The sequence below is a fragment of the Salinarimonas sp. NSM genome, assembly GCF_052380005.1.
GTDB lineage: Bacteria > Pseudomonadota > Alphaproteobacteria > Rhizobiales > Beijerinckiaceae > Salinarimonas.
The window spans coordinates 1-18,856 of record NZ_JBQTCJ010000021.1; the positions used below are offsets into that span (position 1 = coordinate 1).

Sequence of the window (18,856 nt, forward strand, 5' to 3'; positions counted from 1 at the left end):
ACTGTCAACCACTCAACCGGTCCATTCCGTCAGGGATATATCCGGTCCGAACAGACCCCGCGACGCGATCCGCGAAGCGGAAGCCTCGGTTTCCGCTGCCGCCGTCGCTCTTCGGCTGCGCCGAACGCGCTTCGCGCGCCCCATCCGTCTCGGCTTCGCCGAGCCACCTTCCCCTACGGGGAAGGACAGGGGCGCCAGCGCCGGTCGTCCAGAGCCGGGACAGGCGAATGAAGATGTGTGCATCGACCAGCCACGAGGGGGGGGGAGGACGGCGGAGGGCGACATTCACGGATGGGCTTTACGCCGCGATGTTCGCCGGTCACATACGTCTCATGCCCGCTTCCGATTCGCCCGACGCCGCCCTCGCCGCCTACTCCGTTTCACGTGAAACCCGCGCGCGCCTCGAGATCCTCGTGGCGGAGCTGCGGCGCTGGCAGCCGGTCAAGAACCTGGTCGGGCCGCGGACTCTCGACGAGGTCTGGACCCGGCACGTCGCCGATTCGCTCCAGCTGGTCGATCTCGCACCGCCGGGAGCGACACGCTGGGTCGATCTCGGCTCCGGCGCCGGCTTTCCCGGGCTCGTCGTCGCCATCGCGCTGGCGGATCGTCCCGGCTTCCGCATGGACCTCGTCGAGGCGAACGCCCGCAAGTGCGCCTTCCTCAGGCACGTGGCGCGGCTGGCGCAGGCGCCGGTGCGGGTCCACGACGGGCGCATCGAGGACGTGGTCTCGGGCTTCGCCGGCGCGGCGCAGGTGGTCTCCGCCCGGGCGCTGGCGCCGCTCGACACGCTGCTGGGCTGGAGCGAGGAGCTGTTGAAAACCGGCGCGATCGGCCTGTTCCCCAAGGGCGCCGGCGTCGAGAGCGAATTGACCGCCCTCGCGAAATCCCGGACAGTCGCCATCGAGGAGATCCCGAGCCGCACCGATTCGCGCGCGCGCATCCTGCGGATCCGCTGGCTCTCCCGGGACGACGCGTCCCGGATCGACTGACCAGGACAGACCGATCATGACCAGCGACACCTTCGTGGACGACGTGACGAGCGACGTGCCGGCCGGCGACGAGGCCCTTCTCGAGGCGCCGGTGCAGGGCCGCGAGGCCACGGACGCGGCGCCGCAGCGCGAGGCCCGTCGCCCGCACGCCCGCCCCCGCGTGCTCGCGCTCGCCAACCAGAAGGGCGGCGTCGGCAAGACCACGACGGCGATCAACCTCGGCACGGCGCTGGCGGCGATCGGCGAGAAGGTGCTGGTCATCGATCTCGACCCGCAGGGCAACGCCTCGACCGGGCTCGGCATCGAGCGCAAGCAGCGCCGCGTCTCGACCTACCACGTCCTCACCGGCGAGGCGGAGCTGCGCTCGGCCATCCGCGAGACCGCGGTGCCACGCCTGCACCTCGCCCCCTCGACGCTGGACCTGCTCGGCGTCGAGCTGGAGATCGCCTCCGCCCGCAACCGCGCCCACCGGCTCAAGCTCGCCGTCGACGGGCTCGCGCTCGGCGACGCGCTCCGGGCCGAGCCCTTCACCTACATCCTGATCGACTGCCCGCCATCGCTGAACCTCTTGACGATCAACGCCCTGGCGGCGTCCGATTCGGTGCTGGTGCCGCTGCAATGCGAGTTCTTCGCGCTCGAGGGGCTGAGCCAGCTGCTCAAGACGGTCGAGCAGGTGCGCGACAACCTCAACCCGCGCCTCACCATCCAGGGCGTGGTGCTCACCATGTTCGACCCGCGCAACAACCTGTCGAACCAAGTGGTGGCGGACGTCCGCTCCTTCATGGGCGGCAAGGTCTACGAGACCATGATCCCGCGCAACGTGCGGGTCTCGGAGGCGCCGTCCTACGGCAAGCCGGTCCTCCTCTACGACCTCAAGTGCTCGGGCAGCCAGGCCTACCTGCGGCTCGCCTCCGAGATCATCCAGCGCGAACGCACGCTCAAGGCGGCCTGAGACACGGACCCGGGGAAAAGACCATGGCGGAAGAGGGACAGCGCCTGCGGCTCGGCCGCGGCCTCGCGGCGCTCATCGGCGACATGGGGGACGACGACGAGGGCGTGGTCGAGCGCGGCCGCGGCCAGCGCCGCGTGCCGATCGAGTTCCTGCGGCCCAATCCGCGCAACCCGCGCAAGTCCTTCGCCGAGAGCGACCTCGAGGACCTCGCCCAGTCCATCCGCGAGCGCGGCATCATCCAGCCGATCGTGGTGCGCTCGCTGCGCGGGCTCGAGGACGCGTACGAGATCATCGCCGGCGAGCGGCGCTGGCGCGCCGGCCAGCGCGCCGGCCTGCACGAGGTGCCGATCGTCGTCGTCGAGGCGGACGACCGGCTCTCGCTCGAGTACGCCATCGTCGAGAACGTCCAGCGCACGGACCTCAACGCGCTGGAGGAAGCCGCGGGCTACGAGAAGCTCATCGCCGAGTTCGGCTATTCCCAGGCCGATCTCGGCCAGGTGATCGGCAAGAGCCGATCGCACGTGGCCAACACCCTGCGGCTCCTCAAGCTGCCCAAGAGCGTGCAGGACAAGCTTTCCTCGGGCACCATCAGCGCCGGCCACGCCCGCGCGCTGCTCGCCGTGAAGGACCCGGAGGGCGCCGCCGAGCGCATCGTCGCGCAGGGCCTCAACGTCCGCGACGTCGAGCGCCTCGCCCGCGACGAGGAGGCCGCGCCCGGCGCGCGCGGCGGTCGCCCGCGTACGGAGAAGGACGCCGACACCCGGGCGCTGGAGCAGGCGCTCGCCGAGACGCTGGGCCTCGACGTGGCCATCGCGGCGAAGCCCGGCGCGCCCAGCGGCGAGGTCCGCATCCGCTACGACAGCCTGGAGCAGCTGGACATGCTCTGCCGGCGGCTGCGGGGCGGCTGAGGCGAAGCGGAAGGCGTCGCGCCGGGGGCCCCCGCCGCAGGACGCCGGCATACCCTGTCCTTCCCCTGCAGGGAAGGAAAACGCCTCGACTACACGTCGCGGGATCCGTGCTTCGGCGCAGCGTCCGCAGACGTGTCCATCGACCGGTAGGGCGGGAACGGCTCAGCCGCGGGCGCCGAAGATGGCGCTGCCGACGCGGACCATGGTGGCGCCCATCTGGATGGCGGCGCCGAAATCCGCGCTCATGCCCATGGAGAGCTCCCGCAGTCCGTTGCGCTTCGCGATCTCGGCGAGGAGCGCGAAGTGGGGGGAGGGCGGGTTGTCGGCGGGGGGGATGCACATCAGGCCCTCGATCGCCAGGCCGTGGGTCTCGCGGCACGCCGCGACGAAGGCGTCCGCCTCGCCGGGCGCGACGCCGCCCTTCTGCGGCTCCTCGCCGGTGTTCACCTGGACATAGAGCCGCGGGACGCGGGCGCCGGCCTCGCGCGCGCGGGCGATCTCCTTGGCGAGCGCCTGAGCGAGCGAGGGACGGTCGAGCGTCTGGATGGCGTCGAACAGGGCCACCGCGTCGCGGGCCTTGTTGGACTGGAGGGGGCCGATGAGGTGCACCTCGGCGTCCGGGTAGGCTTCGCGCAGGCCGGGCCACTTGCCCTTGGCCTCCTGCACGTAGTTCTCGCCGAACACGCGGTGGCCGGCGGCGAGCACGGGGGCGATGCCGTCGGCGTCGTAGGTCTTCGAGACGGCGACGAGCGTCACCGCGGCCGGATCGCGGCCGGCGTCACGCGCGGCGCGGGCGATCGCCGCCTCCACCTGCCGCAGCCGCTCGACGGTCGCCGCGCCGGCCCGCGCCCGCGCAGCCGCGAAGGCCTCCGCGCCCATGCCTGTCGAATCCATGCCCGTCCGCTCCCTCCGGCGCGCCCGAACCCGTTGACCGGCGCGCCCTTTCGTGCCCAATTGCCCCCGCGTCGCGGGCTCGCGTCGGCGGCGCATGATGGCGCGCGCCGTCTCTAAGCGCCATCCTGCCACATCTCCCACAGGACACGCCAGATCGACCCCGCGATGAAGGCCGAGCGCTACAATCCCAAGGACTCCGAGCCCCGGTGGCAGGCGGAATGGGCGGAAGCCGAGACGTTCCGCACCCGCAACGACGATCCTCGGCCGCGCTACTACGTGCTCGAGATGTTCCCGTACCCGTCCGGGCGCATCCACATGGGCCACGTGCGCAACTACGCCATGGGCGACGTCGTGGCGCGCTACAAGCGCGCCCGGGGCTTCAACGTCCTCCACCCGATGGGGTGGGACGCGTTCGGCATGCCCGCCGAGAACGCGGCGATGGAGAACAAGGTCCACCCCAAGGAATGGACCTACAGGAACATCGCCACGATGCGCGGGCAGCTCCAGTCCATGGGCCTGTCGCTCGACTGGTCGCGCGAGATCGCGACCTGCGATCCGTCCTACTACAAGCACCAGCAGGCCATGTTCCTCGACTTCCTCGAGGCCGGCCTCGTCGACCGCAAGACGGCGAAGGTGAACTGGGACCCGGTCGACCAGACCGTGCTCGCCAACGAGCAGGTGATCGATGGGCGCGGCTGGCGCTCCGGCGCGCTCGTCGAGCAGCGCGAGCTGACGCAGTGGTTCCTGAAGATCACCGACTATTCGGAGGAGCTGCTCGAGGCGCTCGACGGGCTCGAGCGCTGGCCGGACAAGGTCCGGCTGATGCAGCGCAACTGGATCGGCCGCTCGGAAGGCCTGATGGTGCGCTTCGCGCTGGATGCGGCCACCGCCCCCGAGGGCGCGACGGATCTCGAGATCTTCACGACGCGGCCCGACACCCTCTTCGGCGCGAAGTTCATGGCGCTCGCGCCCGACCATCCGCTCGCCAAGGCCGCCGCCGCGCGCGACCCGAAGCTCGCCGCCTTCGCGGAGGAGTGCCGGCGCATGGGCACGTCGGCGGAGGCGATCGAGACGGCGGAGAAGCTGGGCTACGACACCGGCATCCGCGCGGTGCACCCGTTCGACCCGTCCTGGACGCTTCCGGTCTACGTCGCGAACTTCATCCTGATGGAGTACGGCACGGGCGCGATCTTCGGCTGCCCGGGCCACGACCAGCGCGACCTCGACTTCGCCCGCAAGTACGATCTGGGCGCCACCGCCGTCGTCTGCCCGCCGGATGCGGACCCGGCGAGCTTCTCGATCGGCGACGAGGCCTATGTCGGCGAAGGGCGGCTGATCAACTCGCGCTTCCTCGACGGGCTCTCCATCGCCCAGGCGAAGGAGGCGGTGGCCGCGCGCCTGGAGGCGGAGAGCCTCGGCGAACGGCCCGTGGCGACGCGCAAGGTGAACTTCCGCCTGCGCGACTGGGGCATCTCGCGCCAGCGCTACTGGGGCTGCCCGATCCCGGTGATCCACTGCGACGCCTGCGGCGTCGTGCCGGCACCGCGCGAGAGCCTGCCCGTGACGCTGCCGGAGGACATCGCCTTCGACAAGCCGGGCAACCCGCTCGACCGGCATCCGACCTGGCGGGACGTGTCCTGCCCGCGCTGCGGCGGCGCGGCGCGGCGCGAGACGGACACGATGGACACGTTCGTCGATTCGTCCTGGTACTTCGCCCGCTTCACCGATCCGCATCTCGCGGACCGGCCGACGGACCCGAAGGAAGCCGACGGCTGGCTGCCGGTGGACCAGTACATCGGCGGTATCGAGCACGCGATCCTGCACCTGCTCTATTCGCGCTTCTTCACGCGCGCCATGCGCAAGTGCGGCCACCTGAGCCTGGACGAGCCGTTCCGCGGCCTGTTCACCCAGGGCATGGTGGTGCACGAGACCTACAAGGACGCGGGCGGCCGCTGGGTCATGCCGATCGACGTGCGCATCGAGACGGTCGACGGCGAGCGCCGCGCGTTCCACGTGAAAACGGGCGAGCCCGTCACGATCGGCTCCATCGAGAAGATGTCGAAGTCGAAGAAGAACGTCATCGACCCGGAGCACATCCTCGACAGCTTCGGCGCCGACGCCGCACGCTGGTTCGTCCTCTCCGATTCGCCGCCCGAGCGCGACGTGATCTGGACGGAGGAGGGGGCGCAGGGCGCCTATCGCTTCGTCCAGCGCGTCTGGCGGCTCGTCAACGAGACGCCGCTCGGCGATCGCGCCGCGCCGCGCCCCGAGACGCTCGGCGACGATGCGATGGCCCTGCGCAAGGCGACCCACCGCACGCTCGCCGCCGTCGAGGAGGCGATCGAGGGGCTGCGCTTCAACGTGGCCGTGGCGAAGATCTACGAGCTGGCGAACGCGATCTCCGGCGCAGCGCCCAAGGAGGGCGCGAAGGACGGCTCGGCTCCGGCGCCGGATCTCGCCTTGTCCATGCGGGAGGCGCTGGGCGTGCTCGTCCAGCTCGTCGCGCCGATGATGCCGCACCTCGCCGAGGAATGCTGGCGCGTGCTCGGCCGGGACGGCTTCGTCGCGGACGCCGCCTGGCCGGCGGTCGAGCGGGACCTTCTCGTCGAGGACACCATCGTCCTGCCGGTCCAGGTCAACGGCAAGAAGCGCGCGGACATCGCCGTCGCGCGCGACGCCGGAACGGAGGCCATCGAGGCCGCCGCGCTGGCGCACGAGAACGTGCAGCGTGCGATCGAAGGGCGTCCCGTGCGCAAGGTCATCGTCGTCCCGCAGAGGATCGTGAATGTCGTCGCCTAAGGATCGCGCCGCCGTCGCGCCCACCCGCCGCGCGGTGCTCGCCGGGCTCGCCTGCCTCGCGGCTCTCCCCCTCGCCGGCTGCCTGCGGCCGCTCTACGGCACCGCCGCGACGGGCGAGACCGTCGAGGACCTGCTGCGGCAGGTCGCCGTCGAGCCGGTGAAGGTCGAGCCGGGGGAGGAGGTGCTGGCCCACTACCTGCGCCAGGAGCTGGTCTTCGCGCTCGACGGTACGGGCCGGCCGACGACCGAAGGGCCGCGCGCCTTCACGCTCGCGGTCCAGGCACGCGCCGTCGTCCGGGTGCCGATCGTCGACGCGGTGACCCTGCGGGCGAGCGTCGCCAGCCTGGTCGGCTCCGCCACCTACACGCTCGCGACCGCAGAGGGCGCCACCGTGGTCGACAGCGCCACGGTGAACGCGGTCGTCACCTACGAGCGGACCGTGCAGCGCTTCGCCGCCGTCCGCGCCGGGCGCGATGCGCGCATCCGTCTCGCCAAGCGCCTGGCCGAGGAGATCCGCACCCGCGTCTCCATCGCACTGCGGACGGCGCCCGAGCCCGCACCCGCCGTCGCCGCGCCCGTCCCCCCGACCGGCTGAGCGCGGCATGGTCGCGGTCAAGGCCGCCGATGCCGAGGGCGCGCTCAAGCGGATCGACCCGCGGGTGGCGGTCGTGCTGCTCTACGGGCCCGACACGGGCCTCGTCGCCGAGCGGGCGCGGTCCGTCGCCCGGGCCGCCGTCTCCGACCCGGAGGACCCCTTCCAGCTGGTGAAGCTCGACGGGGACGGAATCGCCGGGGATCCCGGCCGGCTCGCAGACGAGGCGGGCACCATCGCCATGTTCGGCGGGCGCCGCGCCGTGTGGGTCCGCCCGACGTCGAAGAACCTCGCGCCCGCGGTCGAGGCGGTGCTCGCGATCCCCACGAGCGACGCCCTCGTCGTCGTCGAGGCCGGCGACCTCGCCAAGACGTCCCCCCTGCGTACGGCGTGCGAGAAGGCGCCCCGCGCGCTGGCGATCCCCTGCTACGCCGACGAGGGCCGAAACCTCTCCCAGGTCGTCGACGACGCGCTGCGCGCAGCCGGGCTCGCGATCGACCGGGACACACGCACGCTCCTCGTCGAGAGCCTCGGCGGCGACCGGCTCGCCACCCGCTCCGAGCTCGACAAGCTCGTGCTCTATTGCCACGGCAGCGGCGCCGTCACCGCCGCCGATCTCGAGGCGGTGCTCAGCGACGTGTCCGGGCTCCAGGCGAGCGTCGTGACGGACGCCGCCTTCGCCGGCGCCGTGCGGCAGGCCGACGAGGCCCTGCGGCGCCTGCGCCTGGAGGGGACCAGCGCGACCGGCATTCTCACCCCGCTGCTCGGCCACGCCACGACGCTGCTGCCGCTCGCCCTCGACGTCGCCGCCGGCTCCGCGCCCGCGAGCGCCGTGGAGGGCTGGCGGGGGCTCCACTTCAAGCGCAAGCCGCTCGTGACGAAGCATCTCGCCCTGTGGACGCCCGACCTGCTGCGACGCCTCGTCGCGCGCATCCAGGACACCGTGCTCGCCACGCGCCGCTCCGCCGACCTCGCCGACCCGCTGACCGAGCGCCTCGTCGTCGACATCGCCCGCACCGCCGCGCAACGCGCGAACCGCTGAGACGCCGGACCGCGGGACGCGGCCTTCCGCCGTAACCTCGGCACGCCCCTTCGGCAGGCCCCTTCGGCACGCCCCTTCGGCACGCCCCTTGCCAAGCGGAGCCGGGCTCGCGAGGATGCGGGTCGGTGCGGCGGGCATGCCCACGCTTTGAGCATTCGAACCGGCAGGGATAGGCAACGATGACGCTTTCTTCCACTGCGAGGCGCGCGGTCGCAGCCTCCACGCTCGCTCTCCTCGCCGCCGCTCCGGCGCTCGCCCAGAGCGGCGATCTCCGCGAGGTGCGCTTCGGCACCAACTGGGTCGCCCAGGCCGAGCACGGCGGCTACTACCAGGCCGTCGCCGACGGCACCTACGAGGCCTGCGGGCTCTCCGTGGAGATCGTGCCGGGCGGCCCGCAGGCGAACAACCGGATGCTCCTGCCGGTCGGCCGCATCGACTTCTACATGGGCGGCAACATGATCCAGGCCTTCTCGGCCATCCAGGAGGAAATCCCGACGCTGGTCGTGGCGGCGAGCTTCCAGAAGGAGCCGCAGATCCTGATGTCGCATCCGGGCGTGCACGACACGTTCGAGAGCCTGAAGAACTCGCAGTCGATCTACGTCGGGCGCGAGGGCCAGGCGACCTTCTACCAGTGGCTCGTCACCGAGTACGGCTTCACCGAGGAGCAGGTGAAGCCCTACACGTTCAACCCGGCGCCCTTCATCGCCGACACGGACGCGGTGCAGCAGGGCTACCTCACCTCCGAGCCGCTCGCGGTGGAGCGCGAGGCGGGATTCACGCCCAACGTCTTCCTGCTGGCGGACTTCGGCTTCGACACCTACTCGACCACGATCGAGACGCGCCGCGAGTTGGTGGAGCAGGAGCCCGAGGTGGTCCAGTGCTTCGTCGACGGCTCGGCCATCGGCTGGTACAACTACCTCTACGGCGACAACGCCGCCGCCAACGAGATGATCAAGGCCGACAACCCCGAGATGACGGACGACCAGATCGCCTATTCCATCGAGAAGATGAAGGAGTACGGCATCGTCGATTCGGGCGACGCGCTGGAGCTCGGCATCGGCGCCATGACGGACGCGCGCATGGAGAGCTTCTTCGGCAAGATGGTCGAGGCCGGCCTCTTCCCCGCGGACCTGGACTACGAGCAGTCCTACACGCTCGACTTCGTCAACAAGGGCGTCGGCCTGGAGCTGCGTCCGGCGCAGTGAGCCGGCCTGTGCGGAATCGGTCCTCTCCGGCGGCATGGCCGGGGAGGTCCGTCGACGCCAGGATGATCGAGGGGAGCAGCGGCAGCAGCCGATGAGCGCGATACAGGCCATGACGTCACCGCCTCCGCCGAGGAGCCGTTCCTCGGACGCGCAATCGGGGAGTGCCACGCTCGTCGCCCTGCGCGGCATCGACAAGACCTTCGCCAACGGCACGCTCGCGCTCTCCGGCCTCGACCTCGACATCCGCGAGAACGAGTTCGTCTCGCTGCTCGGCCCCTCCGGCTGCGGCAAGTCGACGGCGCTGCGCATCCTCGCGGGGCTCATCCCCGCCTCGCGGGGCGACGTCGCCTGGACGGGCGGTGGGAGCGCGGAGGATCATCGCGGGGAAATCGGCTTCGTCTTCCAAGAGCCGACGCTGATGCCGTGGGCGACCGTCGCCGACAACGTCTTCCTGCCGCTGCGCCTGCGCGGCGTCTCGCGCCGCGACGCGGCGGACGCCATTGCGTCGAGCCTCGATCTCGTCGGTCTCTCCAGGTTCGCGCACGCCTATCCGCGGGAGCTGTCGGGCGGCATGAAGATGCGCGTCTCGATCGCCCGCGCCCTGTCGCTGCGCCCGCGCATCCTCTTGATGGACGAACCCTTCGCGGCGCTCGACGAGATCACCCGCTTCAAGCTCAACGACGACCTCCTGCGCCTGCAGCGGGAGTTCGGCTGCACCGTGGTCTTCGTCACGCACTCGGTCTACGAGAGCGTCTACCTGTCGACCCGCATCGTGGTGATGGCGGCGCGGCCGGGACGGATCGTCGCCGAGATCCCGGTCGCGGCGCCGACGCCGCGCAGCGAGGCCTTCCGGACGACACCGCTCTACGGCACGCTCTGCCGCGAGGCGAGCGCGGCGCTGCACGAGGCGATGGGCCCGGCCGACGACACCGATCCGGCGCACGCGGATCACTGATGGGGAGGGGAGCGCCATGAGCGAGGCGAACGCCGCCGCACCGGCGGGACCCGCCGTGGAGATGCGGGCTCCGGCGAAGGACGGCCCGGCACCCGCGAGCCGGCCCGAGCCGGCGCGCCTGCTGCGCGTCGCCCTCCCGCTCGGGCTCTTCGCCCTCGTCGTCCTCGGCTGGGAGCGCTGGGTCGTCGCGTACGAGGTCCCGCACTACATCCTGCCGGCGCCGAGCCGGATCATGGAGACCATGATCGCCGACTGGCCGGTGCTGTGGGCCTCGCTGCTCCAAACGCTGAAGACGACCTTCCTCGGCCTCGCGCTGGCGGTCGCGGGGGGCGTCGGCCTCGCGGTGCTCCTGTCGCTGTCGCGGCTCGTCGAGTACTCGCTCTACCCCTATGCCGTGGTGCTGCAGGTGACGCCCGTCGTCGCCATCTCGCCGCTGCTGCTGATCTACATGCCGCAGGAGGCGGCGGTCCTCACCTGCGCCTGGATCGTCGCCTTCTTCCCGATCCTGTCGAACACGACGCTCGGGCTGCAATCGGTCGACCGCAACCTGCTCGAGCTGTTCGATCTCTACGGGGCGACGAAGCCGCGCTGGGCGCCGCCCTGGCTCGGGCGCTTCCTGTCGCGGGTCAAGGCGCTGTGGTACCTGCGCCGGCCCGCCGCCCTGCCCTACTTCCTCGCCGGCCTCAAGATCGCCGGGGGCCTAGCGCTGATCGGCGCGGTCGTCGCCGAGATCGCGGCGGGCTCCGCCGGCGCCGGGTCGGGCCTCGCCTACCGCATCCTGGAGAGCCAGTTCCGGCTCAACATTCCCCGCCTGTTCGCGGCGCTGGCGCTCCTGTCGCTGACGGGCGTCGTGATCTTCCTCACCCTGTCCGCGGTCTCGCATCTCCTGCTGCGGCGCTGGCACGAGAGCGCGATCGCCGAGGAGCGCTGAATGACCGATCCCTTCGCCACGCGCACAGGCCCGGCGGTCGCCCTCCCGCGAGAGGTCGTCGAGGCGCATTCCTGGCGCATCGAGAACGCGCGGGCGCCGCTGTGCCTCCTCCAGGCCTCGGGCGTGGCGGGCGACGCGGAGGGGTTCGCACGCATAGATCTCGTGGTGGAGGACGGGCGCATCGCCGGGATCGGGCCCGCCGGGGGCTTCCACCTCGACGGGGACGACCTGCCGCGGGTGGATCTCGGCGGGCGCATCCTGCTGCCGCGGCTCGTCGACGTGCACACCCACATCGACAAGGGCCACATCTGGCCGCGCCGCCCCAACCCCGACGGCACCTTCCCCGGCGCGCTCTCCGCCGTCGCCGCCGACCGGGACGCGCACTGGAGCGCGCAGGACGTGGCGCGGCGGATGGACTTCTCCCTGCGCTGCGCGCTCGCCCACGGCACGGGGGCGCTGCGCACGCACATCGATTCGGGCGGGCGCCAGACGGCGATCTCCTGGCCGGTCTTCGCCGAGATGCGCGAGACCTGGCGCGGCATCATCGCGCTCCAAGGCGTGTCGCTGTTCCCGCTCGACCTGATCCACGAGGACCCGCACCAGTTCCACGAGATCGTCTCGACCACGGCCCGCTACGAGGGCGTGCTCGGCGCGGTGACCTTCCTCGGAACGGCGCCGGACGCGCGGGTCGATACCGCGCTCGACATCCTGATGAAGACCGCCGCGGCGGAGGGGCTCGACCTCGACCTGCACGTCGACGAGAGCCTCGCGCCGGAGGCGCGCACGCTCGAGCGGATCGCCGACGCCGCGATCCGCAACCGCTTCCCCGGGCGCATCCTCGCCGGCCATTGCTGCGCGCTGGCGGCGATGGAGGCGGACGAGGCGGCGCGGGTGATCGACAAGGTGGCGCAGGCGCGTATCGCCGTCGTTTCCCTGCCGATGTGCAACATGTACCTCCAGGATCGGCACTCCGGCCGCACCCCGCGGATGCGTGGGGTGGCGCCGCTGCACGAGCTCGCGGCCGCCGGCGTGCCGGTGATGGTCGCCTCCGACAACACCCGCGACCCGTTCTACGCCTACGGCGACCTCGACCTCGTCGAGGTCTTCCGCGAGGCGACGCGCATCCTGCATCTGGACCATTCCGGGCACCGCTGGCTGCGGACGATCGCGGCGACCCCGGCCGACGTCATGGGCCTCGACCGCGCCGGGCGGCTGGAGGCGGGGGACGCCGCCGATTTCGTCCTCCTGCGCGCCCGCTCGATGGACGAGCTCCTGTCGCGCCCGCAATCCGACCGCATCGTCGTCGCCGCCGGCCGCCCGCTCGCCTCCGGCCCGCCGGACTATTCCGAGCTCGACGACCTGATGCACCGCTGACCGATACGAAGACCGCGTGCCCCCGCAGGAGTGACCATGAGCGCCCGCTACGACATCGACGCCCTCGAGAGGCGCCTCGACGGCATCAGGACCGAGCGCAACCCCGCCCTCGTCAAGCAGAAGAGCCGGGACTTCTACTGGTACTCCCCCATCCTCAAGCGCCAGCTCGACGCGGTCACCGGCGAGATCGTGGTCTTCCCGCGCTCCCGCGACGAGGTCGTGCGCACCCTTTCCGCCGCGCACGCGCTCGGCATTCCGGTGACGCCGCGGGGGACGGGGACCGGCAACTACGGCCAGGCGATGCCGCTGTCGGGCGGCATCGTGCTCGACCTGTCGCTCTTCTGCGCGGTCCAGGAGATCCATCACGGCCGCGTCGTCGCCGAGCCGGGCGCGGTGATCGCCGCGATCGACAAGGAGACCCGCGCGCATTCCCGCCAGGAGATGCGGCTGCACCCGTCGACCTACCACACCGCCTCGATCGGCGGTTTCGTCGCCGGCGGGTCGGGCGGCGTCGGCTCGATCCGCTGGGGCGGGCTGCGGGACGCGGGCAACATCATCTCGCTCGAGGTGGTGACCATGGAGGCGAGCCCGCGGGTGCTGACGCTGACCGGCGACGACCTGCACAAGGTCTCGCACGCCTACGGCACCAACGGCATCATCACCAGGGTCGAGATGCCGCTCGCGCCGGCCTACGCCTGGGTGGACGTCATCCACGGCTTCGAGAGCCTGAGGGCCGCGACCGAGTTCGCCAATGCCGCCGGCGAGCAGGACGGGCTCCTGCTCAAGGAGCTCGCGGTCGTCGCGGCGCCGGTGCCGCACGACCATTTCAAGCGCCATCGCAAGTACCTGCCGCGCGAGAAGCATCTCGTCCTCGCGATGGTCGCCGACTTCGCGCTCTCGTCCTACCTCGCGGTGGCCGGGCGCCATCGCGGCGCGGAGCTTCTGTTCCGCAACGACACGCTGCCAGTGGAGGACCTCAAGGGACTGCCCCCGGTGTTCGAGCTGTCGTGGAACCACACGACGCTCCGGGCCCTGCGCGACGACCCGACGATCACCTACCTGCAGGTCCTCTACCCGTTCCCGAACCAGGTCGAGCTCGTCACGAAGATCCACGAGCGCTTCGGCGAGGAACTGCCCGCCCACCTCGAGTTCGTGAAGTTCGACGGCAAGGTCACCTGCTTCGGCCTGCCACTGGTGCGCTTCACCAGCGAGGAGCGGCTCGAGGAGATCATGGCGATCCACGAGGAGATGGGCGCGCCGATCTTCAACCCGCACCGCTACACGCTGGAGGAGGGCGGCATGAAGCAGACCGACGCGGTCCAGCTCGCCTTCAAGCAGGAGGCCGACCCGCAGGGCCTGCTCAACCCCGGCAAGATGATCGCCTGGGAGGACCCGAGCTACGACTACCGCTCGGGCAAGACCTTCCTGTTCCGCGCGCTGGCGGAGGGGTGAGATGAGGGCCGTCGAGACGCCGATGGAGGCTCTCCCCTCTCCCTCGTGGAGAGGGGCCGGGGGTGTGGGGCGGGCAGAACAGGCTCCACGCCGATGCAGCGCTCCGCCGACGCCCGTCGGCATCCATGCCGAGCCTCATCCCGAACGCCCCACACCCCCCACCCCTCTCCACGAGGGAGAGGGGAGCTCCCGATCGCCCTTCATCGGCGGGGCGGGGCGTCCTTCGCTCGCCGGAGAGGGGAGGACGCCCTGACATGCGCATCCTCGTCCTCTACGCCCACCCCGACCCGGAGAGCTACGTCGCGGCCCTCCACCGGACCGTCGTCGAGACGCTGACCGCCCGCGGCCACGAGGTCGACGATTGCGACCTCTACGCGGAGGGCTTCGACCCGGTCCTCTCCTGTGCCGAGCGGCGGGGCTACCACGAGACGCCCTCGAACCGCGCGCCGGTGGAGGACTACGTCCGGCGGCTCGAGGCGGCGGACGGGCTCGTGCTGGTCAACCCGGTCTGGAACTTCGGCTTCCCGGCGATCCTCAAGGGCTTCCTCGACCGTGTCTTCCTGCCGGGTGTCAGCTTCGTCATCGCCGACGGCAAGGTGGCGCCCGCCTTGCGCAACATCCGGGTCCTGATGTCGGTGACGACCTACGGCGCCACGCGCTGGCGCGCGTTCCTGATGGGCGATCCGCCGCGGCGCTGCGTCATGCGCATGCTGCGGGTGCTCGCGGCTCCGACCGCACGCACCGCCTATCTCGCGCATTACGACATGAACAACGCCACGCCCGAGAGCCGCGAGGCCTTCCTGAAGCGGGTCGCGGCGACGCTCTCGGGGGTGTGATGCGCGTTCTCCTGGTCTACTGCCACCCGGTCCCGGAGAGCTTCAACGCGGCCGTGCGCGACCGCGCGGTCGCCGCGCTCGAGGCCGGCGGGCATGCCGTGGATCTGCTCGATCTCTACGCCGAGGGCTTCGACCCGGTCCTCTCGGCGGACGAGCGGCGGGTCTACCACGAGGCCGGCGTCAACGAGGTGCCGGTGGCGGGCCATCTCGCCCGGCTGAAGGCGTGCGAGGCGCTGATCTTCGTCTTCCCGACCTGGTGGTACGGTCCGCCGGCGATGCTGAAGGGCTTCGTCGAGCGGGTCTTCGTGCCCCACGCCACGTTCGGCATGCCGCAGCCGGGGCGGCCGATCACGCGGGTCTTGACGAACATCCGCGTGCTCGGCGCGATCTCGACGCTCGGCGCGCCGCGCTGGTGGTGGTGGCTCATGGGCATGCCCGGCCGGCGCATGCTGCTCACCGGGCTGGGCGTGCTGTGCGCGAAGGGCTGCCGCACGTTCTGGATGGGGCTGCACGAGATGGACTCGGCGAGCGCCGCCGATCGCGAGCGGTATCTCGACCGGGTGGCCGCACGGCTGACGCGGCTGGGCTGAGGCGGTCGTTCTTACCCGGAGGGGAGGAGTCCGCGCGAAGCGCGGGCGGTGGGGCCGTTCGTGTCTTCCTGGCGAGCGGCATCGCCGCCCTCCCCACCCTCCGGCCTTCGGCCTCCGTCCTCCCCTGCGGGGAGGAGGCGGGTTGCGGCCTTCATCCGCCGTTCGGCACGAAATCAGGTGTTCATCGAATCGAAGAACTCGCCGTTCGACTTCGTGGCGCGCAGCTTGTCGAGCAGGAACTCGATGGCGTCGACCGTGCCCATCGGGTTGAGGATGCGGCGCAGGACGTAGGTCTTCTTGAGCTGGTCGGGCGGGACGAGCAGCTCCTCCTTGCGGGTGCCGGAGCGGGTGATGTCCAGCGCCGGGAAGGTGCGCTTGTCGGCCACCTTGCGGTCGAGGATGATCTCGGAATTGCCGGTGCCCTTGAACTCCTCGAAGATCACCTCGTCCATGCGCGAGCCGGTGTCGATCAGCGCGGTGGCGATGATGGTCAGCGAGCCGCCCTCCTCGATGTTGCGCGCCGCGCCGAAGAAGCGCTTGGGGCGCTGCAGCGCGTTGGCGTCGACGCCGCCGGTGAGCACCTTGCCCGAGGACGGGACCACCGTGTTGTAGGCGCGGCCCAGGCGCGTGATCGAATCGAGCAGGATGACCACGTCGCGGCCGTGCTCGACGAGGCGCTTGGCCTTCTCGATCACCATCTCCGCCACCTGGACGTGGCGCACCGCCGGCTCGTCGAAGGTCGAGGCGATGACCTCGCCCTTCACCGAGCGCTGCATGTCGGTGACCTCCTCCGGCCGCTCGTCGATGAGCAGCACGATGAGGTAGCACTCGGGGTGATTCGTGGTGATCGACTGCGCGATGTTCTGCATCAGCACAGTCTTGCCGGTGCGCGGCGGCGCGACGATGAGGCCGCGCTGGCCCTTGCCGATCGGCGAGACGATGTCGATGATTCGCGCGGAGTAGTCCTTGCGCGTCGGGTCCTGCTGCTCGAGCTTGAGCCGCTCGGTCGGGTAGAGCGGTGTCAGGTTGTCGAAGTGGACCTTGTGGCGGATCTTCTCGGGATCCTCGAAATTGACCGTGTTGACCTTGAGCAGCGCGAAGTAGCGCTCACCTTCCTTCGGCCCCCGGATCGGGCCCTCGACCGTGTCGCCGGTGCGCAGCCCGAAGCGGCGGATCTGCGAGGGCGAGATGTAGATGTCGTCGGGGCCGGGCAGGTAGTTCGAGTCCGACGAGCGCAGGAAGCCAAAGCCGTCCTGCAGGGTCTCGACCACGCCCTCGCCGATGATCTCGACCTCGCGGGCGGCGAGCTGCTTGAGAATCGCGAACATCAGCTCCTGCTTGCGCATGGTGCTGGCGTTCTCGACCTCGAGCTCCTCCGCGAAGGTGGTGAGCTCGGTCGCGGTCTTCGACTTGAGATCCTGGAGCTTGATCTCCCGCATGGCGGGAGCCGTGTCCGAGGTCTCGCGGATCGGTGCGTTGATGATGTCGTCTTCGATCATGGGGCGTTCGCGCTGAGGCGAGGCGACAGGGCGGTTCGGGCCGGGTCGGTGGTGAGACACCGCTTCGCGGGACGGTTGCCGGCGAAGGAGCCGGGACCGGATCGCCCGAGGGGAAGCGCGACCTGTCACTCGAGGGGAGGGTAGGGCTGCATATCGCGTTTTCCCGCGACGCTCAACCCCAAAACGCCTTCACTAGAGAATCGGTTTCACGATCACGAGGATGACGATGCCGATCATCAGGAGTGTCGGCGCCTCGTTGAAGACCCTGAAGAACTTCGAGGACTTGTCGTTGGCGTCCGCCGCGAAGGCCTTCACGTAGCGCCCCATCAGGTGATGCGAGACGAGAAGGCCGAGGACCAGCAGCAGCTTGCCGTGCAGCCAGCCCTCGCTCCACCAGCCGCCGAGGAAGGCGAGCCAGAGCCCCGTCACCACTGCGACGAGCATCGCCGGCGTCGTGATCGCCTTCAAGAGCCGGCGCTCCATCACCTTGAAGGTCTCGGACTGCTCGGTTCCAGGCTTCGCGCCCGTGTGGTAGACGAACAGCCGCGGCAGGTAGAGCAGCCCCGCCATCCAGGCGATGATGGCGATGACGTGCAGGCTCTTGAGCCAGAGATATCCGTCGAGCATGGGGTCGCGTCAGCTGCCGCGCACGCGGGCGATCATCGCCTCGACGTGGGGAATCGGCGTGTCCTTCTCGATGCCGTGGCCGAGGTTGAACACGTGCGGGCGCCCGCGGGTCGCCGCGAGGATCGCATCGATGCCCTCCTCCAGCGCCCGCCCGCCGGCGACGAGCGCCTGCGGATCGAGGTTGCCCTGGCTCGCGAGGCCCGCCGGCAGGCGCGCCACGGCCTCGGCGACGTCCGTCTGCCAGTCGATGCCGACAGCATCCGCGAAGCCCGCCGCGGCGAGGCGGTGGAGATGCCCGCCGCCGCGCACGAAGACGATCGCCTTGGCCTGCGGACGCGCCGCCTTCACGCCCTCGACGATGCGCCGCAGCGGGCCGAGCGAGACGCTCTCGACCATCGAGGGCGGCAGGCTCGTGCCCATGCTCTCGAAGATCTGCACCGCGTCCGCGCCGGCGTCGATCTGCGCGACGAGGTAACGGATCGAGGTCTCGACGAGCCTCTCGATCAGTGCCGCGAGAAAGGCGGGATCACGGTAGGCGGCCAGCCGCAGGGGCGCCTGCTCGGGGCTGGAGCGCCCGGCGATCATGTAGCTCGCCAGCGTCCAGGGCGCGCCGCAGAATCCGAGCAGCGTCGTCTCCGCCGGCAGCTCGGCCCGCAGCCGCCGCACGGTCTCGATGACCGGCGCGAGGTGCTCGAGCGGGTCGCGCCCCTCGCCCAGCCGCCGCACGTCGTCCAGCGTGGAGATGGGCGTGAGCCGCGGACCCTCGCCCTCCTCGAACCAGACCTCCTGGCCGAGCGCGTGGGGGACGACGAGGATGTCGGAGAACAGGATCGAGGCGTCGAAGCCGAAGCGCCGGATCGGCTGGAGGGTCACCTCCACCGCGAAATCCGGATCGTAGCACATGGCCAGGAACCCGCCGGCCGTGGCGCGGGTTTTCTTGTACTCGGGCAGGTATCGCCCGGCCTGGCGCATCAGCCATATCGGCTGCGGCCAGACGGCCTCGCCGTCGAGCACCCGCATCAGCTTGCGTGCCGGCTTCTCGGTCATCCGCGTTCCTCCCCCTTCCCTCTCAAATCAGAAATTCTTTCTAGAATCGAATCCTGTTTCTGCTTGGCAGGGGTACAGGGCTGCCGCAACACCGTCCACAGCCGCTCCACATGCGGGGCCCGCCATGGAAGGGTTGAGAAAGGGTTGACGCGGTCGTCCAGCGA

General features: G+C 70.8%; 17 protein-coding genes. 13 read left to right on the forward strand and 4 right to left on the reverse strand.

All coding sequences use genetic code 11. The features are described from left to right. The first annotated feature begins 332 nt into the window (after nucleotides 1-332). Genes rsmG through ACTZWW_RS09835 form a run of 3 tightly spaced genes read left to right on the forward strand, consistent with a single transcriptional unit; the run spans nucleotide 333 to nucleotide 2,849 of the window. Nucleotides 333-989 (forward strand): 16S rRNA (guanine(527)-N(7))-methyltransferase RsmG, encoded by a 657-nt coding sequence (gene rsmG, locus ACTZWW_RS09825; protein WP_444780771.1) that lies wholly within the window; start codon nucleotides 333-335, stop codon nucleotides 987-989. Between the two features lie 16 nt (nucleotides 990-1,005). Then, nucleotides 1,006-1,941, forward strand: a complete 936-nt coding sequence (locus ACTZWW_RS09830) for a ParA family protein (RefSeq protein WP_444780772.1) — start codon at nucleotides 1,006-1,008, stop codon at nucleotides 1,939-1,941. Nucleotides 1,942-1,964: 23 nt separating this feature from the next. After that, nucleotides 1,965-2,849, forward strand: a complete 885-nt coding sequence (locus ACTZWW_RS09835) for a ParB/RepB/Spo0J family partition protein (protein WP_444780773.1) — start codon at nucleotides 1,965-1,967, stop codon at nucleotides 2,847-2,849. 162 nt (nucleotides 2,850-3,011) lie between these two features. Here the strand turns inward: ACTZWW_RS09835 and ACTZWW_RS09840 are convergent, their stop codons facing one another. Then, complete coding sequence (locus ACTZWW_RS09840) at nucleotides 3,012-3,728, reverse strand: YggS family pyridoxal phosphate-dependent enzyme (RefSeq protein WP_444780826.1); 717 nt, start codon at nucleotides 3,726-3,728, stop codon at nucleotides 3,012-3,014. 180 nt (nucleotides 3,729-3,908) lie between these two features. Here ACTZWW_RS09840 and leuS point away from each other — a divergent pair, with 180 nt between their 5' ends. From leuS to ACTZWW_RS09890, 10 genes are all read left to right on the forward strand, one after another. Then, a complete protein-coding gene (leuS, locus tag ACTZWW_RS09845) occupies nucleotides 3,909-6,542 on the forward strand; it encodes a leucine--tRNA ligase (RefSeq protein WP_444780774.1) in 2,634 nt (877 codons plus the stop codon). After that, nucleotides 6,529-7,137 (forward strand): hypothetical protein, encoded by a 609-nt coding sequence (locus ACTZWW_RS09850; RefSeq protein ID WP_444780775.1) that lies wholly within the window; start codon nucleotides 6,529-6,531, stop codon nucleotides 7,135-7,137. The genes leuS and ACTZWW_RS09850 overlap by 14 nt, the downstream gene beginning before the upstream one ends. Nucleotides 7,138-7,144: 7 nt before the next feature. Continuing rightward, on the forward strand, nucleotides 7,145-8,176 hold the full coding sequence (gene holA / locus ACTZWW_RS09855) for a DNA polymerase III subunit delta (protein WP_444780776.1): 1,032 nt from the start codon (nucleotides 7,145-7,147) through the stop codon (nucleotides 8,174-8,176). A 179-nt stretch (nucleotides 8,177-8,355) separates the two neighbouring features. Then, nucleotides 8,356-9,381: an ABC transporter substrate-binding protein gene (locus tag ACTZWW_RS09860; protein WP_444780777.1), complete on the forward strand. Its 1,026-nt coding sequence runs from the start codon at nucleotides 8,356-8,358 to the stop codon at nucleotides 9,379-9,381. Between the two features lie 109 nt (nucleotides 9,382-9,490). Next, entirely contained in the window at nucleotides 9,491-10,336 is an 846-nt protein-coding gene (locus ACTZWW_RS09865; protein ID WP_444780778.1) for an ABC transporter ATP-binding protein, read from the forward strand. 61 nt (nucleotides 10,337-10,397) lie between these two features. Then, entirely contained in the window at nucleotides 10,398-11,267 is an 870-nt protein-coding gene (locus ACTZWW_RS09870) for an ABC transporter permease (protein WP_444780827.1), read from the forward strand. Then, a complete protein-coding gene (locus ACTZWW_RS09875; protein WP_444780779.1) occupies nucleotides 11,268-12,641 on the forward strand; it encodes a cytosine deaminase in 1,374 nt (457 codons plus the stop codon). It abuts the gene before it with no gap. 36 nt (nucleotides 12,642-12,677) lie between these two features. Beyond that, nucleotides 12,678-14,093 carry an FAD-binding oxidoreductase gene (locus tag ACTZWW_RS09880; protein ID WP_444780780.1) on the forward strand — a complete coding sequence of 472 codons (1,416 nt, stop codon included), beginning with the start codon at nucleotides 12,678-12,680 and terminating at the stop codon, nucleotides 14,091-14,093. A gap of 254 nt (nucleotides 14,094-14,347) precedes the next feature. Then, a complete protein-coding gene (locus ACTZWW_RS09885; RefSeq protein WP_444780781.1) occupies nucleotides 14,348-14,929 on the forward strand; it encodes an NAD(P)H-dependent oxidoreductase in 582 nt (193 codons plus the stop codon). Continuing rightward, on the forward strand, nucleotides 14,929-15,519 hold the full coding sequence (locus tag ACTZWW_RS09890) for an NAD(P)H-dependent oxidoreductase (protein ID WP_444780782.1): 591 nt from the start codon (nucleotides 14,929-14,931) through the stop codon (nucleotides 15,517-15,519). The genes ACTZWW_RS09885 and ACTZWW_RS09890 overlap by 1 nt, the downstream gene beginning before the upstream one ends. Nucleotides 15,520-15,692: 173 nt before the next feature. On the opposite strand, the gene rho is transcribed toward ACTZWW_RS09890, so the two are convergent. The 3 genes from rho to hemE all read right to left on the reverse strand — a co-directional run bounded on the left by rho (nucleotide 15,693) and on the right by hemE (nucleotide 18,692). Continuing rightward, on the reverse strand, nucleotides 15,693-17,018 hold the full coding sequence (gene rho / locus ACTZWW_RS09895; protein ID WP_029032109.1) for a transcription termination factor Rho: 1,326 nt from the start codon (nucleotides 17,016-17,018) through the stop codon (nucleotides 15,693-15,695). Between the two features lie 192 nt (nucleotides 17,019-17,210). Then, nucleotides 17,211-17,645, reverse strand: a complete 435-nt coding sequence (gene hemJ / locus ACTZWW_RS09900) for a protoporphyrinogen oxidase HemJ (protein WP_444780783.1) — start codon at nucleotides 17,643-17,645, stop codon at nucleotides 17,211-17,213. Between the two features lie 9 nt (nucleotides 17,646-17,654). After that, nucleotides 17,655-18,692, reverse strand: coding sequence for a uroporphyrinogen decarboxylase (gene hemE, locus ACTZWW_RS09905; RefSeq protein ID WP_444780784.1), 1,038 nt, complete (start codon nucleotides 18,690-18,692; stop codon nucleotides 17,655-17,657). Nucleotides 18,693-18,856 lie beyond the last annotated feature (164 nt).

What these genes read in the sequence shown, in the direction of transcription:
- ACTZWW_RS09830 (WP_444780772.1), top strand. Translation starts at nt 1,006, where the DNA reads ATGACCAGCGACACCTTCGTGGACGACGTGACGAGCGACGTGCCGGCC.
- rsmG (WP_444780771.1), top strand. Translation starts at nt 333, where the DNA reads ATGCCCGCTTCCGATTCGCCCGACGCCGCCCTCGCCGCCTACTCCGTT.
- rho (WP_029032109.1), bottom strand. Translation starts at nt 17,018, where the DNA reads ATGATCGAAGACGACATCATCAACGCACCGATCCGCGAGACCTCGGAC.
- ACTZWW_RS09890 (WP_444780782.1), top strand. Translation starts at nt 14,929, where the DNA reads ATGCGCGTTCTCCTGGTCTACTGCCACCCGGTCCCGGAGAGCTTCAAC.
- hemE (WP_444780784.1), bottom strand. Translation starts at nt 18,692, where the DNA reads ATGACCGAGAAGCCGGCACGCAAGCTGATGCGGGTGCTCGACGGCGAG.
- hemJ (WP_444780783.1), bottom strand. Translation starts at nt 17,645, where the DNA reads ATGCTCGACGGATATCTCTGGCTCAAGAGCCTGCACGTCATCGCCATC.
- ACTZWW_RS09860 (WP_444780777.1), top strand. Translation starts at nt 8,356, where the DNA reads ATGACGCTTTCTTCCACTGCGAGGCGCGCGGTCGCAGCCTCCACGCTC.
- ACTZWW_RS09880 (WP_444780780.1), top strand. Translation starts at nt 12,678, where the DNA reads ATGAGCGCCCGCTACGACATCGACGCCCTCGAGAGGCGCCTCGACGGC.
- ACTZWW_RS09840 (WP_444780826.1), bottom strand. Translation starts at nt 3,728, where the DNA reads ATGGGCGCGGAGGCCTTCGCGGCTGCGCGGGCGCGGGCCGGCGCGGCG.
- leuS (WP_444780774.1), top strand. Translation starts at nt 3,909, where the DNA reads ATGAAGGCCGAGCGCTACAATCCCAAGGACTCCGAGCCCCGGTGGCAG.
- ACTZWW_RS09875 (WP_444780779.1), top strand. Translation starts at nt 11,268, where the DNA reads ATGACCGATCCCTTCGCCACGCGCACAGGCCCGGCGGTCGCCCTCCCG.
- ACTZWW_RS09885 (WP_444780781.1), top strand. Translation starts at nt 14,348, where the DNA reads ATGCGCATCCTCGTCCTCTACGCCCACCCCGACCCGGAGAGCTACGTC.
- ACTZWW_RS09835 (WP_444780773.1), top strand. Translation starts at nt 1,965, where the DNA reads ATGGCGGAAGAGGGACAGCGCCTGCGGCTCGGCCGCGGCCTCGCGGCG.
- ACTZWW_RS09865 (WP_444780778.1), top strand. Translation starts at nt 9,491, where the DNA reads ATGACGTCACCGCCTCCGCCGAGGAGCCGTTCCTCGGACGCGCAATCG.
- ACTZWW_RS09870 (WP_444780827.1), top strand. Translation starts at nt 10,398, where the DNA reads ATGCGGGCTCCGGCGAAGGACGGCCCGGCACCCGCGAGCCGGCCCGAG.
- holA (WP_444780776.1), top strand. Translation starts at nt 7,145, where the DNA reads ATGGTCGCGGTCAAGGCCGCCGATGCCGAGGGCGCGCTCAAGCGGATC.
- ACTZWW_RS09850 (WP_444780775.1), top strand. Translation starts at nt 6,529, where the DNA reads ATGTCGTCGCCTAAGGATCGCGCCGCCGTCGCGCCCACCCGCCGCGCG.